The sequence below is a fragment of the Stenotrophomonas sp. YJH_SMC_123 genome (genome assembly GCF_059368215.1).
Window position 1 is genome coordinate 26,400 of the sequence record NZ_JCAFRM010000010.1, and the last position, 13,626, is coordinate 40,025.

The 13,626-nt window shown below is 67.1% G+C and carries 17 protein-coding genes; 11 read left to right on the forward strand and 6 right to left on the reverse strand.

Features of this window, described 5'->3' with window-relative positions; translation table 11 throughout:
• The first annotated feature begins 88 nt into the window (after positions 1–88).
• Positions 89–556 carry a YehS family protein gene (locus tag AC5P5W_RS19035; protein ID WP_014645662.1) on the forward strand — a complete coding sequence of 156 codons (468 nt, stop codon included), beginning with the start codon at positions 89–91 and terminating at the stop codon, positions 554–556.
• Here AC5P5W_RS19035 and AC5P5W_RS19040 read toward each other — a convergent pair.
• Positions 525–1,412 (reverse strand): LysR family transcriptional regulator, encoded by an 888-nt coding sequence (locus AC5P5W_RS19040; RefSeq protein WP_032961439.1) that lies wholly within the window; start codon positions 1,410–1,412, stop codon positions 525–527. The genes AC5P5W_RS19035 and AC5P5W_RS19040 overlap by 32 nt on opposite strands.
• A 143-nt stretch (positions 1,413–1,555) precedes the next feature.
• Between AC5P5W_RS19040 and AC5P5W_RS19045 the strand changes: the two genes are divergently transcribed.
• Positions 1,556–2,704: an MFS transporter gene (locus AC5P5W_RS19045; RefSeq protein ID WP_329768298.1), complete on the forward strand. Its 1,149-nt coding sequence runs from the start codon at positions 1,556–1,558 to the stop codon at positions 2,702–2,704.
• Here the strand turns inward: AC5P5W_RS19045 and AC5P5W_RS19050 are convergent.
• Positions 2,701–3,399, reverse strand: a complete 699-nt coding sequence (locus tag AC5P5W_RS19050) for a TorF family putative porin (protein WP_197574627.1) — start codon at positions 3,397–3,399, stop codon at positions 2,701–2,703. The two genes, AC5P5W_RS19045 and AC5P5W_RS19050, sit on opposite strands and share 4 nt — an antisense overlap.
• A 178-nt stretch (positions 3,400–3,577) precedes the next feature.
• Between AC5P5W_RS19050 and AC5P5W_RS19055 the strand changes: the two genes are divergently transcribed.
• Positions 3,578–3,967: a DUF6165 family protein gene (locus AC5P5W_RS19055; RefSeq protein WP_010486915.1), complete on the forward strand. Its 390-nt coding sequence runs from the start codon at positions 3,578–3,580 to the stop codon at positions 3,965–3,967.
• 6 nt (positions 3,968–3,973) lie between these two features.
• Here the strand turns inward: AC5P5W_RS19055 and AC5P5W_RS19060 are convergent, their stop codons facing one another.
• Positions 3,974–4,657 (reverse strand): response regulator transcription factor, encoded by a 684-nt coding sequence (locus AC5P5W_RS19060; protein ID WP_032961444.1) that lies wholly within the window; start codon positions 4,655–4,657, stop codon positions 3,974–3,976.
• Between the two features lie 198 nt (positions 4,658–4,855).
• Positions 4,856–5,428 carry an OmpO family porin gene (locus AC5P5W_RS19065; protein ID WP_014645657.1) on the reverse strand — a complete coding sequence of 191 codons (573 nt, stop codon included), beginning with the start codon at positions 5,426–5,428 and terminating at the stop codon, positions 4,856–4,858.
• Positions 5,429–5,705: 277 nt separating this feature from the next.
• Between AC5P5W_RS19065 and AC5P5W_RS19070 the strand changes: the two genes are divergently transcribed.
• Positions 5,706–6,065, forward strand: coding sequence for a DUF1428 domain-containing protein (locus tag AC5P5W_RS19070; RefSeq protein ID WP_014645655.1), 360 nt, complete (start codon positions 5,706–5,708; stop codon positions 6,063–6,065).
• Between the two features lie 15 nt (positions 6,066–6,080).
• On the opposite strand, the gene AC5P5W_RS19075 is transcribed toward AC5P5W_RS19070, so the two are convergent.
• Both AC5P5W_RS19075 and AC5P5W_RS19080 read right to left on the reverse strand, forming a co-directional pair.
• Positions 6,081–6,767, reverse strand: coding sequence for a hypothetical protein (locus AC5P5W_RS19075; protein ID WP_014645654.1), 687 nt, complete (start codon positions 6,765–6,767; stop codon positions 6,081–6,083).
• A gap of 107 nt (positions 6,768–6,874) precedes the next feature.
• A complete protein-coding gene (locus AC5P5W_RS19080) occupies positions 6,875–7,771 on the reverse strand; it encodes a histone (protein WP_495221378.1) in 897 nt (298 codons plus the stop codon).
• A 490-nt stretch (positions 7,772–8,261) separates the two neighbouring features.
• Between AC5P5W_RS19080 and AC5P5W_RS19085 the strand changes: the two genes are divergently transcribed.
• From AC5P5W_RS19085 to AC5P5W_RS19115, 7 genes are all read left to right on the forward strand, one after another.
• Positions 8,262–9,695 carry a Do family serine endopeptidase gene (locus AC5P5W_RS19085; RefSeq protein ID WP_014645652.1) on the forward strand — a complete coding sequence of 478 codons (1,434 nt, stop codon included), beginning with the start codon at positions 8,262–8,264 and terminating at the stop codon, positions 9,693–9,695.
• A gap of 101 nt (positions 9,696–9,796) precedes the next feature.
• On the forward strand, positions 9,797–10,162 hold the full coding sequence (locus AC5P5W_RS19090; RefSeq protein ID WP_004153835.1) for a hypothetical protein: 366 nt from the start codon (positions 9,797–9,799) through the stop codon (positions 10,160–10,162).
• An 8-nt stretch (positions 10,163–10,170) separates the two neighbouring features.
• Entirely contained in the window at positions 10,171–10,641 is a 471-nt protein-coding gene (locus AC5P5W_RS19095; protein ID WP_014645651.1) for a phage holin family protein, read from the forward strand.
• Positions 10,638–11,093: a hypothetical protein gene (locus AC5P5W_RS19100; RefSeq protein ID WP_014645650.1), complete on the forward strand. Its 456-nt coding sequence runs from the start codon at positions 10,638–10,640 to the stop codon at positions 11,091–11,093. The genes AC5P5W_RS19095 and AC5P5W_RS19100 overlap by 4 nt, the downstream gene beginning before the upstream one ends.
• 67 nt (positions 11,094–11,160) lie before the next feature.
• Positions 11,161–12,270: an AI-2E family transporter gene (locus AC5P5W_RS19105; protein ID WP_049441853.1), complete on the forward strand. Its 1,110-nt coding sequence runs from the start codon at positions 11,161–11,163 to the stop codon at positions 12,268–12,270.
• Positions 12,271–12,361: 91 nt separating this feature from the next.
• A complete protein-coding gene (locus AC5P5W_RS19110; RefSeq protein WP_495221380.1) occupies positions 12,362–12,829 on the forward strand; it encodes a hypothetical protein in 468 nt (155 codons plus the stop codon).
• A 74-nt stretch (positions 12,830–12,903) separates the two neighbouring features.
• Entirely contained in the window at positions 12,904–13,623 is a 720-nt protein-coding gene (locus AC5P5W_RS19115) for an HAD family hydrolase (protein ID WP_049441851.1), read from the forward strand.
• Positions 13,624–13,626: the final 3 nt, after the last annotated feature.

A 13,626-nucleotide genomic window follows, 5' to 3' on the forward strand; every position in this document is an offset into this window, starting at 1 on the left:
CGGATCCGGGGTCAGATCCCTTTGCGGAGCAAAGGGATCTGACCCCGGCGGCGACCCCACGTGCCGGGGTGACCGGTACAATTGCGCCATGATCAACAATGATGTCCTGCGCAGCGTGCGCTACTCCCTGGACCTGGGTGACCAGCACGTGGTCACCCTGTGCCAGATGGCCGACCCGGCCTTCGCCGTGGATACCGAGCAGGTGAAGGCCTGGCTGCGCCGCGAGGACGAAGCCGGTTTCGAGGCGATGAACGACAGCGCACTGGCGCACTTCCTCGATGGCCTGATCGTGCACCTGCGCGGTCGCGACGAGAGCCAGCCGCAGCGTGCGGTGGAAACGCGCATCGACAACAACCTGGTGCTGAAGAAGCTGCGCGTGGCCTTCCAGCTGCGCGACGTGGACCTGATGGAGATCTTCGCCAGCGCCGGCTTCAACGTGTCCAAGTCGGAAGTCGGTGCGTTGTTCCGCCAGCCCGGGCACACCAACTACCGGCGCTGCCTGGACCAGATGCTGCGCAACTTCCTCAAGGGCCTGAGCCTGCGCCTGCGCGGCTGAGCACGGCCTCGACGAAGGCGCGCGCGGCCGGCGTCGGCAGCCGCTGCCAGACCAGGTGTACGCGCCGGGTCGGGGTCGGCTGCAGTGGAATCTGAACCACGCCCTGGAAACCTTCGGCGATCAACGCCGGCACGATGCCGACCGCCAATCCGTGGCGGACGAAGCGCTCGACCAGTTCCATCAGGTTGACCTCGAAACGCACCGTGTGCGGCAGGCCAGCGGCGGCGAAGGCATCGTCGGTCTGCCGGCGCGCACCGGTACCGCGCGGGAAGTCGACCAGCGCTTCATCCTGCAGTGCGGTCAATGGCAACCGCGTGCGCCCGGCGAGCCGGTGCGACGGCGCCAGTACCGCTACCAGATCCTCCTCCTGCAGCACCTGGTGGCAGACGCCCTCCAGCGCTGCCGACGGCGCCAGGCCGACCAGTGCCACATCCAGCGCGCGCGACTGCACCTGTGCGATCAGGTCTTCGCTCTTGTCCACGCGCAGCTGGAACTCCACCTGTGGGTGCACCCGCTGGAAGGCCGCCAGCATCGCCACGACGTCGATGTCGGTCAGCGAAGAAATCTGCCCGATGGCCAGCAGGCCACGCACTTCGCCACTGACGGCAGCCACGTCGGCGCGCAGGTGGCGCAGGCTGGCCAGCACCTGGCGTGCGTGCACCAGCAACGCCTCGCCGGCGGCGGTAGCCCGCACCTGGCGTGGCAGGCGCTCGAACAGCGTGGCACCCAGTTCCTGTTCCAGGTGGGCGATCTGGTGGCTGAGCGCGGACTGCACCACGTGACAGCGCTCGGCGGCACGGGTGAAATTGCCCTCCTCGGCCAGGGCGACGGCAAACTCGAGCTGCTTGAGGTTCATCCAGCTATCTTGTTTTCAGATGACAAGGATGATGATGATTCATTTCCATCATGACCGCAGCAGGCGGACACTGTGCACCCCGCTTCCTGGAACACCACGTGAGCCCCTCCCTTCCCCCTCTGCACCGCTGGCAGGTGCTGCTGATGTCGGTCGCCACCGGCGTGGCCGTGGCCAGCAACTACTATGCGCAACCGCTGCTGCACACCATCGCAGATGCCTTCGGCGTGCCGTTCGGCCAGGTCGGCATGGTGGTTACCGCAGCACAGCTGAGCTATGCCGCCGGACTGATCCTGCTGGTGCCACTGGGTGACCTGTTCGAGCGCCGCCGCTTGATCGTGGTGATGAGCCTGCTGTCGGCCGGTGGCCTGGTGATCAGTGCCTGCGCGCCGTCGCTGGCCTGGCTGCTGGTCGGGACCGCGATCACCGGACTGTTTTCGGTGGTGGCACAGGTGCTGGTGCCGTTCGCGGCCACGCTGGCCGCGCCGGAACATCGTGGCCGCGTGGTCGGCACGCTGATGAGTGGCCTGCTGCTGGGCATCCTGCTGGCGCGTACCGTGGCCGGCCTGCTTTCCAGCCTGGGTGACTGGCGCCTGGTGTATGCCATCGCTGCCGGCACCCTGGTGCTGACCGCACTGGCATTGCAGCGCGGCCTGCCGCGATTCCACCACAGCGCCGGCCTGGGCTATTTCGCCTTGCTGCGCTCGATCGGCGTGCTGTTCGTGCAGGAGCCGGTGCTGCGCCAGCGCACCCTGCTGGGTGCCTGCAGCTTTGCCATGTTCGCGATTTTCTGGACCCCGCTCGCGTTCCTGCTGGCGCAGCCACCGTACGCCTACAGCGATGCCACCATCGGCCTGTTCGGGCTGGTCGGTGCAGCCGGTACGCTGGCGGCCGGCCTGGCCGGGCGCATGTCCGACCGCGGCCAGACCGGACGCGCCACTGCCATCGCGCTGGTGCTGTTGCTGCTGTCGTGGCTGCCACTGGGGCTGTCGGCCCACTCGCTGCTGGCGCTGCTGATCGGCGTGGTGGTGCTGGACCTGGCCGCACAGCTGCTGCACGTCAGCAACCAGAACCTGATCTATGCGCTGCAGCCCGCGGCGCGCAACCGCCTCAATGCCGGCTACATGACCGGCTACTTCATCGGCGGCTCGCTGGGTTCGCTGCTGTCGGCGCAGGTCTACCAGCGCTACGGTTGGACCGGCGTCTGCGTGGCCGGTGCCGCCGTGGCCGTGCTGGCCCTGCTGCTGTGGCTGCCCGGCGCGCTGCGCGCGCGCCAGGCGGCATCGTCGAACTAGAAGCTGCCCTGCAGCGCCAGCTCCCAGCGTCCACCGGCATTGCCCGGGAACAGTCGCTTGGCCGCGCTGTCGGTGTCATGCACGGTGGCGCGCAGCTCCCATGCCGGAGTCAGCGTGGCAATGGCACTGAGCTGGCCATGCAGGTAATCCGGGCCCTGCGCGGTGGCCAGCCAGTACTGGCCCACCGCTGCTTCCAGGCGGACGCGTTCGTGCAACGGCACACGCACGCCCAGCTGGGCATAGGTTCCGCGATGGCCACCGGCCAACGCATCGTTGGAATGCGCGACCTGCAGCCAGGCGCGCTGCTTCCAGGTCACGGTGGTGTTGAGTTCGGTCCAGTCCAGCGCACGACCGGTACCCGGATACACATAGCGGGTCAGGTTCGCATCCAGCGTCCAGTCCGGTGCCAGCGCGCCGGACCAGCCCGCCACCAGGTCGAACTCGCTGCGCGCGCCATTGTCCGGCTTGAACGAGACGTTGGACCCCCACACGCTGGCGTACCAGCCCGATGGGATCGAGATCTTCGCGCCGGCTTGCACCGCCGGGTCACCATCGCTCTGCGAGCTGCCGCGCCACACGTAGTCACTGGTCAAGGCCGCACTGCCACTGACCTGCACCTGTGCCTGCGCGCTGCCCATGCCAAGCAGCCCTGCCAGGGCGGCCACCACCGCCGCCATCGTCCCCTTGCTGTTCACTGCACTGTGTTCCTCGTCGAAGGCGGTCACGCCGCCGGGACGGCAGTGTCCAGCGCGTGGCCGTAACGGATCGAGGGTGCGGCCCGGCCCACGGCGCAAATTCGGCGTAAATCCCGTGGATCGGGGCCATGCGCCAGCGGCGCGGTATCATGGCGCCCTGTTTCCAGGAACCAACCGCGTGGACGCCATCCTGACCCCGGTATCGATCGGCGAGCTGATCGACAAGATCACCATTCTCCAGATCAAGGCCGAGCGCATCGACGATGCCGCCAAGCTGGCCAACGTGCGCACCGAGCTGGACGGCCTGCTGCCCCTGTTGCAGCAGCAGCTGCAGGCACAGCCGGCCCTGGCCGCGCTGCAGCAGCAGTTGAAGGCGATCAACGAGCGTATGTGGGACATCCAGGACCAGCTGCGCGACAAGGAAGCGGCCCAGGTGTTCGATGATGCATTCATCCAGCTGGCACGCGGTGTCTATGGCACCAATGGCGAGCGCGTGCAGGTGAAGAACGAGATCAACCGCGTGGCCGGTTCTGCACTGGTGGAAGAGAAGCAGTACCAGGGCGAGTAACGCCGCTCATCCGCATTCCAGCAGGTGGCGGAAGCGGAACAGGTCACCGTCCCCGCGGATGCCGAGCTTGCGGTAGGCCGAGGTTTTCTGCGAGCTGATCGTGCTGGCTGAACGCCCCGATCGCAGGGCCATTTCGCTGGTGCTGACCCCTTTCAGCACCAGCCCGAGCACTTCCCGTTCGCGCTGGCTCAACGGCACCAGTGCCGGGGCCGGCATTCTGCGTGCACGCGTGCCCGGCAGGTTCAGTTCCGCGCGCAGCTCCGGTGGCACGAAGCGCCCTCCCCGGGCGACCACATCAATGGCACGCAGCAACACGTCCGGTGGCGTCGACTTGGACAGGAAGCCGCGCGCACCGGCACGCATCGCGGTGGCCACCGTGCTGGCATTGCAGTGTGCCGAGAGCACCAGCACCGGCAGTGCCGGCCAGCGCTGCGACAGCACGTGCAACAGGGCCAACCCATCGCCCAGGTCGCCCATGGGCAACGCATCGATCAGCAGCAGGTCGACACACGTCGGGCTGCGCTCCAGCAGGTGCAGCAGGTGCGCCTCGCTGGACAGGCTCACCCGTACCTGCACACCCGCGTGCTGGCGCAGCAGCACTTCCACGCCCAACCGCAGTACCGGGTGCGGGTCCAGCAGCGCCAGGCGTCGTGGCCGATCAGGCAGCAGAGGCGGGAGGGTCAGCGGCATTGCGGCATGTCCAGGCAACATGGGACATCCAACGTAGGTCGGTGCCCGCAGCGGCGGAATCCAATTCCTTGCAATGGCTGGCCCGCGCATTCCGCCAGTCAGACAGCATTCCGGTTTGCCACGGCGCAAACGCAACAGGCCCGGCAAATGCCGGGCCTGTTGGGGCGTCTCCAGCGCGCAATCGCGCCGAGGCAGCAATTACCAGCTGAAGCGCGGGCCGACGGTGTATTCCTTGTCGCCGTGGCGGTTCATCTTCAGCTCGCCGTTCAGGCCCCAGTTCTGGTTCAGCTTGACCTGACCACCCAGGCGGCCGTACCACTGGCCATCCGGATTGACGCCGTGCTTCTTGGCGTAGTCTTCGTAACCGACCATGCCGTAGACCTCGGCGTGGGCGCCGAAGGCAGTGCGGATACCGGCTTCAGCGCTGTAGCCGTTGAAGTCCAGACCGTGCTTGCGGTCGAACTTCTGGTAGGCAACGCGGGCAACGAAGTCGGTGCTCGGAGCGATTTCAACGTTGTAGCCGGCACCGACCTTCCACTGGTCAACCTTCAGGTTGGTGTGGTCGATTTCCTGGCGGCTGTATTCGCCGAAGGCGTGGAAGTTCGGCAGGAAGCCGTAGGAACCCTTCACGCCCCAGCCGTCGGCCTTGATGCCTTCAACGTCGGTCTTGGCGTAGTCGGCTTCGGCGTAGTTGTAGGACAGGTTCTCAGCAGCCGAAGCGGTGAACGGCAGGGCAGCGGCCAGGGCCAGAGCAATCAGCGAATTCTTCATGGGGGTACACCTTTACTTTCTTATGGTGTGCAGCAGCGCCAAGGCGCCATCGCATCGGGAATGTAAATTCTCCGTTATTCGCCACAACGCTCCCTGAAAACAGCGGTCTTCGCATTGCTGAATTTTTTGGCTTGATTCAGGCTGCGTCTGGCATACGCGCGCGGCGCGCGTGCATTTTTCAGGTTTCTTCACCGTCCACCGTTGTCGATCCCCGATCCCCTGGTTCGTCGTGTACCTGAAGGCCGTGCATGTGGCACGGTCCATCCGGAGGCAGGCAATGAGCTACATCGACGGTTTCGTCCTGGCGGTGCCCACCGCCAACAAGGAGAAGTTCCTCGCCCATGCACGCACAGGGGATCCCGTTTTCATCGAGTACGGCGCGCTGCGCGTGGTCGAGTGCTGGGGCGATGACGTGCCGCACGGCAAGACCACCGACTTCTTCGGCGCGGTGAAAGCCACGCCGGATGAGACGGTGGTGTTTTCCTGGATCGAATGGCCGGACAAGCCGACCCGCGACGCCGGCATGAAGAAGATGATGGAGGATCCGCGGTTTGATCCAACGAAGAATCCGATGCCGTTCGACGGCGCGCGGATGATCTACGGCGGCTTCGTGCCGCTCTACGAGCTGACGCGCTGAACCCGGCGGACGTGCTCAGCGCGCGTCCGTTTCATCGCTGGCAGCAGCATGGCCGGCGCCCAGTGCGGCGCCGGCACCGAGGCCCATGCCGCCCATGCCGGCGCCCATTCCACCACCACCGCCACCGCCTGCACGGCCGCCCTTGGCATCGCCGTCGTTACGGCCCTTGCCGCCACCACTGGCAACGGGCCGGGTCGGCCCCTGCGGTGGAATCTGCAGATCGGCCGGAATCGGGGCCAGATCCAGCGCTTCGCGCACGAAGTCGCGCAGCGAGACCACCAGTTCGTGGGTATGCACCGGGCGCCCCTGTGCCAGTTCGTTGGCGGCACGCGTGGCCAGCCGCACCTGTTCGTCGGTGCCCAGCAGCAGGATGTCCGACAGCGCGGCCTCGACCGCATCGCGGATGCGCCGCGCACGGTCCGAGCGCGGCTCGGCGATGCCGTCGGCATCTTCGCGCTGGCGCAGGTCGCGACGATGGCTGGGATCCACGCCCAGCTCGCCGGTGAACGAACCGCCCAGGGTCTTGTAGGCGGCCATCAGCGTGCGCAGCCGTTCGTTGATCTGCCGGTTCTCGCGCTCGCGGCGCTGCTGCAGGGTCTGCATCACCAGCAGGCGGATGCCGACGCCGAGCAGGGTGATCAGGACCAGGCCGGCCAACGTGGACAGCACGCCCTGCCAGGAACTGAAGTCGATACCGCGCATGGTCGGGGCTCCGGCGGGAAGAACCTGCATCTTGCCCCAGGTAGCACCCCAGAAACGCGAAAGGCCCTACCACCCGGTGGGTGGCAGGGCCTTCGGTCACGGCGCGATTACTTGCGCTTGGCGACCTTGCGCACGGCCTTCTTGGCCGGAGCCTTCTTGGCGGCGACCTTCTTCAGCGGCGCAGCCTTCCTGGCGACCGTCTTGCGGGTGGCGGCAACCTTCCTGCCCACCGCCTTCTTGGCGACGGCGGTCTTCTTGCCGACAGCCTTCTTGGCGACGGCGGCCTTCTTGCCAACAGCCTTCTTGGCGACGGCAGCCTTCTTGCCGACAACCTTCTTGGCGGCCGCGGTCTTCTTGGTGGCGACCTTCTTGGTGGCGGCAACCTTCTTGCCGACAACCTTCTTCGCAGCCACGGCCTTCTTGCCGGCGACCTTCTTGGCGGCGACGGTCTTCTTGGCCACAGCCTTCTTGGCGGTGGCGACCTTCTTGCCGACCACCTTCTTGGCGGCCGCGGTCTTCTTGGCAACGGTCTTCTTCGCGACGGCGGCCTTCTTGGTGGCGGCCTTCTTGGTGGCGGCCTTCTTCACGGTGGCGACCTTCTTGCCGGCAGCCTTGGTGGTCTTCTTGGCGGCAGCGGCCTTCTTGGTCACAGCCTTGCCTGCAGCGGCCTTCTTCTTGGCCACTTCCTTCTTCAGGGCAGCGGCTTCGGCCTTGGCGTTCTTCTTGGCCGCTTCCAGCTTCTTCTTGGCATTGGCAACGGTCTTGCCGACCGACTTGGCGGCCTTGTCGGCCTTCTTGGCAACGGTCTTCTCGACCTTGGCCACGGCCTTCTTGGCCTTGGCAACGCGGGTACCGGCCGCCTTGGTGGCGCGCTTGACGGTCTTCTTGACCGACTTCACGGCGTCTTCGGCGGCGTGGGCGATGGTCTCGCCAACGTTGGTGGCGGCTTCTTTGACGTTCTCGACGGCGTCGGTCACGACCGACACACCATTACCGTTGCTCATGTTGCCCTCCTGGGGGCCTTAAGTATCAAAACGGGGCGATGCTATACCGACATTGACGATCGTGGAACGGGGCACGCGCCCGCAATCGCATCTGATGCGACGGCCATGGTGTAGCCCACCACTGCCGCGGAAGCGGCGGGTTCACAGGAAACCCCTTTTTTTAAGGACTACGCCACAGCAAGCGCGTGGTCGAAGATGGCCGTTGCGTGCCGTTGCACGGACGCGGCATCCGATGCGTGCTGTGGCGCATTGCGGCACCCGGTTGCGCGGAACTGCGCAGGTATCGGTCTGTGTCGGCGCCCCCGGCGATCGTCTTCGGTGGTGCAGGCGTCGCCTGTGCGGTGTCGCCACAGCCATGCTGTCAGCCTCCTCACTCGCCTTTCGCGGCCTGCGGTTTTCATGGCGCATTTATCCAGATCGCGACACACTCATTCAGCTTGTTTTACCGTAGGGCCGAATCGCCCCCACCCACGCCAGCGAACCGACAACCATGCGACCGCTTCCCACCCTGCTTACGCTCGCAATCGCCGCCGCCTTCGGTGGCTTCGTTGCCACCGGCATCAATGCCCACCTGGACAACCGTGCCGATGCAGCACCGCTGCCAGCGGTGCTGCCGACCACCGCCGCGTTGCCGGCCGCGGTGGCCGGACAGGCGGTGCCTTCGCTGGCGCCGATGCTGGAAAAGGCGATGCCGGCCGTGGTCAGCGTCAACACCAAGCAGGTGGTGCGCGTGCGCAACCCGTTCTTCAACGACCCGTTCTTCCGCCGCCTGTTCCCGGATATCCCGCAGGAGCGCATCAACGAATCGCTGGGCTCGGGCGTGATCATCGACGCCAAGGAAGGCCTGGTGCTGACCAACCACCATGTCATCGACAACGCCGATGACGTGCAGGTGACACTGGCCGACGGGCGCACGGTGAAGGCCGAGTTCCTCGGTTCGGACCGCGATACCGACATCGCGCTGATCCGCATCCCGGCGCAGAACCTGACCGACATCAAGCTCGGCAACAGCGACCAGCTGCGGGTCGGTGACTTCGTGGTGGCCATCGGCAACCCGTTCGGCTTCAGCCAGACGGTCACCTCGGGCATCGTCTCGGCGGTGGGCCGCAGCGGCATCCGTGGCCTGGGCTACCAGAACTTCATCCAGACCGATGCGTCGATCAACCCCGGCAATTCCGGTGGCGCCCTGGTCGACCTGCAGGGCCAGCTGGTCGGCATCAATACCGCCAGCTTCAACCCGCAGGGCAGCATGGCCGGCAACATCGGCCTGGGCCTGGCGATTCCGTCCAATCTGGCGCGCAGCGTGGTCGACCAGCTGGTCAAGCACGGCGTGGTGGTACGCGGCACGCTGGGCGTGGAGAGCCAGAACCTGACCGCGCAGATCGCGCAGGGGCTGGGCCTGGGCGAAACGCGCGGTGCGCTGATCACCCGCGTGCTGGCCGGTTCGGCGGCCGCCGCGGCCGGGTTGAAGCCGGGCGACGTGGTGGTCTCGGCCAACGGGCAACGCGTGGACAGCGCCGAAGCCCTGCACAACGTGGAAGGCCTGGCTGCGGTCGGCAGCCCGATGACGCTGGATGTACGCCGCGAAGGCAAGCCCGTGCAGATCAAGGCCACGCTGAAGGAACAGGCGCGTGCGGTCACCGGCGAGAGCCTGGACCCGCGGTTGACCGGTGCCACCTTCGTCGACCTGCCCGAGTCGCTGCGACAGTCGGGTGTCGGCGGCGTGCTGGTCAGCGAGGTCAAGCGTGGCAGCCGCGCGGCCAGCAACGGCCTGCAGCAGGGCGACATCATCACCGACGCCACCGTGGGTGAATTCGCCGACCTGGCCAGCTGGCGCGCCAACTTCCAGCAGCGCCCGCCGACCCTGGTGGTGCGCGTGCTGCGCAACAATGGCCAGCAGCAGGGCCAGCTCGTGATGCGCTGATCGCCCTGCCGTAACACCCCCTATACCCCGGCAATGCTATTGCTGTCAGTCCAGGTCGGCACCGCCGACACCCGTTCCCCCATCGCAACAGGAGTGATTCGATGAGCCCCACCAATACCGAGAACCTGAAGGAACACCTGGGTGAAGCCGGTTCCCACCTGAAGCAGGCCGCCACGGCCGCCGGCGGTGCGATCAAGGGCGCAACCGGTGCCGCGACCGACGAGCTGCGCATCGGCAAGGCCAACGTCAAGGCCGAACTGTCCGACAGCGCACTGTCTGGCCTGGCCGCCGCCGAATTCGGTGGTGCCGCTGCCAAGGAACAGGTTGACGCGTTGATGGACAAGGGCAAGGACCTGATCGACAGCGCCGCCGAGTTGATCCGTGAGCGTCCGCTGGCTTCGTTCGGCGTCGCCTTCGCTGCCGGCTGGATCATCGCCAAGCTGGCCCGCGGCAGCAGCGACAAGTAAGCCGCGGCGTGAGCGAAGACAACGCGCAAGCCCCTGATCCGGCGGCCACCCCGCCGCTGGATGAGAGCATCCGCCAGGTCGGCGCGGCCGGTCGTGCCGCCGCCGATTCGGCCAAGCACACCGTGCGCTCGCTGCGCCGGCTGGCCTCGGCCGACTTCGCCCTGGCCCGCAGCGCCTTCGGCCGTGCGCTGGCCTGGGCCGGCGTGGCGATCGTATTTGGTGCGTCGGCCTGGCTGCTGATGGCGGCCACCCTCATCGCCCTACTGCAGAGCTGGGGCCTTAGCTGGCTGCAGGCGCTGCTGATCACCTCGCTGCTGAGCCTGGCCGTCACCGGCTACGCGATCTGGCGGGTGTCCTACTTCTTCCATCACACCGGCATGCATGCCACCCGGCGCCAGCTGTCACGCCTGGGCCTGTTCGACGAGCCCAGCGAAGACGACCCCGATGCCGGCGTGCAGCTGCCCGAGGGCAAGCCATGAAGTTCGGCGCGCTGCAGCGGCGGGTGAAACGCTGCGAACAGGTGGTGACCGTGCGCCTGGGCGAGACCCAGGACCACTGGTCCACGCTCAGCGACGTCTGGCGAAAGGGCTGGTCGCCGTTGCGCATCGTGGTGGTCGGCCTGGCCGGTGGCTTCATCGCCGGCAAGCTGGAAGTGCCCGGCAAGGTCAACGGTGCGCGCTGGCTGCAGATGGTCGGTTCGGTCTCGAACCTGTTCGCCAGTGCCCAGGCGGCGTTCGCCACGGCGATGGCGGCACAGGCTGCAGCGACCGCCGACGACGCGGCCGAAGAAGCCGACGATGCCAGCGAACAGGCACAGGCGGCGGCCTCCGCCGCCAACGCACGGCCGGCACCTGCCCCCCGCCCGGAACCCGAACCGGAACCGCGCGAACCGCGCCCGGCCGAAGCCGCCACCGAGCTGTCCGAACGTTGATCCACGCACTCCGCCGCGCCGATCGCGGCCGGCGGATAATGCGCTCCCCTTCCCGGTTGGTGCGTCGATGAGCGAGTCCCTCCTGTCCCCGTCACCAGCCGATCCGCAGGGTGCGGAGGCACCGCTGCCGCCCCCGTCGCGTCCACGCGGGCCGATGTCGCTGGTGGTCCTGGCCACCCTGGCGGTGGGCTACACGCTGTGGGCCGCGCAGGACATCATCCTGCCGGTGCTGCTGGCGGTGTTCTTCGCACTGGTCGGCAACCCGATCCTGCGCCTGCTGCAGAAGCTGTGGATTCCGCGCGCGCTGGGCGCACTGCTGATCCTCGGCGCCGGGCTGGGCGTGACCGGTTCGCTGGCGGTGCAGTTGATCGGTCCGGCGATGGAATGGGCGCAGGAAGCACCGCAGCAGCTGCGCAAGGTGGCCCGGCAGGTGCAGGACCTGACCAAGCCGGTGCAGCAGGCCAACCAGGCGGCGGAAAACTTCGCCCGCGTGGCCGGCGGTGACAGCAACCACAAGGTGCAGGTGATCCGCACCCAGCTGGACGATCCATACCGCATGCTGACCCGTGCACCGCGCCTGGCCGCGTCGGTGCTGGCGGTGGTGCTGCTGACCCTGTTCTTCATGATCTACGGGCAGAGCCTGCAGCGCGCAGCGATCGCCCTGTTCCCGAACCGCCAGCAGCAGCGGTTCACCACCGACATCCTGCGTTCGATCGAACGGGAGGTCTCGCGTTACGTGCTGACCATCAGCGTCATCAACACCCTGGTCGGGCTGGTGTTCGCCGGCGTGCTGATGCTGCTCGGCATCGGCCTGCAGGAAGCACTGCTGTGGGGCACGGTGGCTGCACTACTGAACTTCGCCCCGTACGTGGGTCCGCTGATCGGCGTGGCGCTGATGCTGTTGATGGGCTTCGTCGAGTTCCGCGACCCGCTGCAGGCCCTGCTGCCGGCCGCCGCCTACCTGGGCCTGCACACCCTGGAAGGGCAGATGGTGACCCCGATCGTGCTGGGCCGTCGGATGAAGCTGTCGCCGCTGGTGCTGATCCTGGCGCTGATGGTGTTCGGCTGGGCCTGGGGCATGATCGGGCTGCTGCTGGCAGTGCCGCTGCTGGTGTGCATCAAGCTGGTGCTGGCACGCCTGGATGGCATGCAGGGCTGGGCACGCCTGCTGGAGTGACGGCATCAACAACGGATGGACGCAGGTGGCGGAACCAGAAACAGGGACGAAGTGGCAGACTATGGCGCCCTACCCGGATGGATCCGCTCGTATGAACTCTCTCGCCACGCGTTGCCTTGCCTTGGCCTGCATTGCCGCTCCCGCGTTCGCCGCGACACCGCCGACTGCCGATCAGGCGCGCACCCAGCTTGCTGAGGCGGTTACCTGCAAGCGGCACCTCACGCCCATGCAGTTCGACGCCATGGCCCGGATGCTGGCACCGGCCCCGACAAGGGCGCAGGACGGCGAATCCAGCGGCGAGTTCCGGCTGACCACGCCCTTGATGGTGCTGGGCCAGCCCGTGAACCGGCTGCAGTCCTATGACGGCGACAGCGGCGAGGATGGCATCGACAGTTTCACCGCGTACTTCAGCTCGGCCAGTGTGGAACAGGTCGCGGCACTGGCGAAGATGTCCGACCCGGTAGCAGGCACCTACACGAAGGAAGTTGGGCAGCACAACCTGGACGTGCAGCAGTTCGACGGCCAGACCACCATCGCCTGCTCGTACAACCTGCGCTGACCCGGCCCAGCCACAGTGCCCACCCGCCCGCCGCGTCGCATGAAAGCCCGCGCGGGCAGGGGTAGAATGGCGAGGTGAATTTCCCCGTCCAAGCCATCACCCTCGACCTTGACGACACGCTGTGGCCGTTCGCTCCGATCGGCGCCCGCATCGAACAGGTCCTGCACGCCTGGATGTGCGAACACAGCCCTGCTACCGCCGCGATGTATCCGGTGGAGGCGATGCGCGAACTGCGCGAGCGGCTGTACCACGCCCATCCGCACCTCCACCACGACCTGAGTGCGCTGCGCCGGCTGACCCTGCACGAAGCACTGCACACCAGCGGTGCCAGCCTCGATCTGCTGGAGCCTGCGTATGAAGTGTTCTACGCCGCGCGCAACCAGGTGGAGTGCTATCCCGATGCGATCGACGCGCTGGCGCGCATTGCCGCACGGGTACCGGTGGCGGCGCTGAGCAACGGCAACGCCGACCTGGAGCGGATCGGCCTGGCCCATCATTTCGCCTTCCAGCTGGGTTCGCGCGAACACGGCGCGGCCAAGCCCGAAGCCAGCATCTTCCATGCCGCGTGCACCCGCCTGGGTGTGGCACCGGCACAGGTGCTGCACGTCGGCGACCATGCCGACATGGACGTGGCCGGGGCGATTGCCGCCGGCCTGCGCGGCTGCTGGATCAACCGCGACGCAGCCACCTGGACCCATCCGCAGCTGCAGCCGGACCTGCAGTTCGACACCCTTACCGGCCTGGCCGACTGGTTGGATGCCAACCTCGACGCCGCCGCACCCCGGAGTACCTGACGC

Bases quoted from the DNA above. Each gene is read 5' to 3' on its own strand.
- AC5P5W_RS19040 (WP_032961439.1), bottom strand. From the start codon at position 1,412: ATGAACCTCAAGCAGCTCGAGTTTGCCGTCGCCCTGGCCGAGGAGGGC.
- AC5P5W_RS19090 (WP_004153835.1), top strand. From the start codon at position 9,797: ATGAGCCCCACCAATACCGAGAACCTGAAGGAACACCTGGGTGAAGCC.
- AC5P5W_RS19045 (WP_329768298.1), top strand. From the start codon at position 1,556: ATGTCGGTCGCCACCGGCGTGGCCGTGGCCAGCAACTACTATGCGCAA.
- AC5P5W_RS19035 (WP_014645662.1), top strand. From the start codon at position 89: ATGATCAACAATGATGTCCTGCGCAGCGTGCGCTACTCCCTGGACCTG.
- AC5P5W_RS19100 (WP_014645650.1), top strand. From the start codon at position 10,638: ATGAAGTTCGGCGCGCTGCAGCGGCGGGTGAAACGCTGCGAACAGGTG.
- AC5P5W_RS19085 (WP_014645652.1), top strand. From the start codon at position 8,262: ATGCGACCGCTTCCCACCCTGCTTACGCTCGCAATCGCCGCCGCCTTC.
- AC5P5W_RS19065 (WP_014645657.1), bottom strand. From the start codon at position 5,428: ATGAAGAATTCGCTGATTGCTCTGGCCCTGGCCGCTGCCCTGCCGTTC.
- AC5P5W_RS19075 (WP_014645654.1), bottom strand. From the start codon at position 6,767: ATGCGCGGTATCGACTTCAGTTCCTGGCAGGGCGTGCTGTCCACGTTG.
- AC5P5W_RS19105 (WP_049441853.1), top strand. From the start codon at position 11,161: ATGAGCGAGTCCCTCCTGTCCCCGTCACCAGCCGATCCGCAGGGTGCG.
- AC5P5W_RS19080 (WP_495221378.1), bottom strand. From the start codon at position 7,771: ATGAGCAACGGTAATGGTGTGTCGGTCGTGACCGACGCCGTCGAGAAC.
- AC5P5W_RS19110 (WP_495221380.1), top strand. From the start codon at position 12,362: ATGAACTCTCTCGCCACGCGTTGCCTTGCCTTGGCCTGCATTGCCGCT.
- AC5P5W_RS19070 (WP_014645655.1), top strand. From the start codon at position 5,706: ATGAGCTACATCGACGGTTTCGTCCTGGCGGTGCCCACCGCCAACAAG.
- AC5P5W_RS19060 (WP_032961444.1), bottom strand. From the start codon at position 4,657: ATGCCGCTGACCCTCCCGCCTCTGCTGCCTGATCGGCCACGACGCCTG.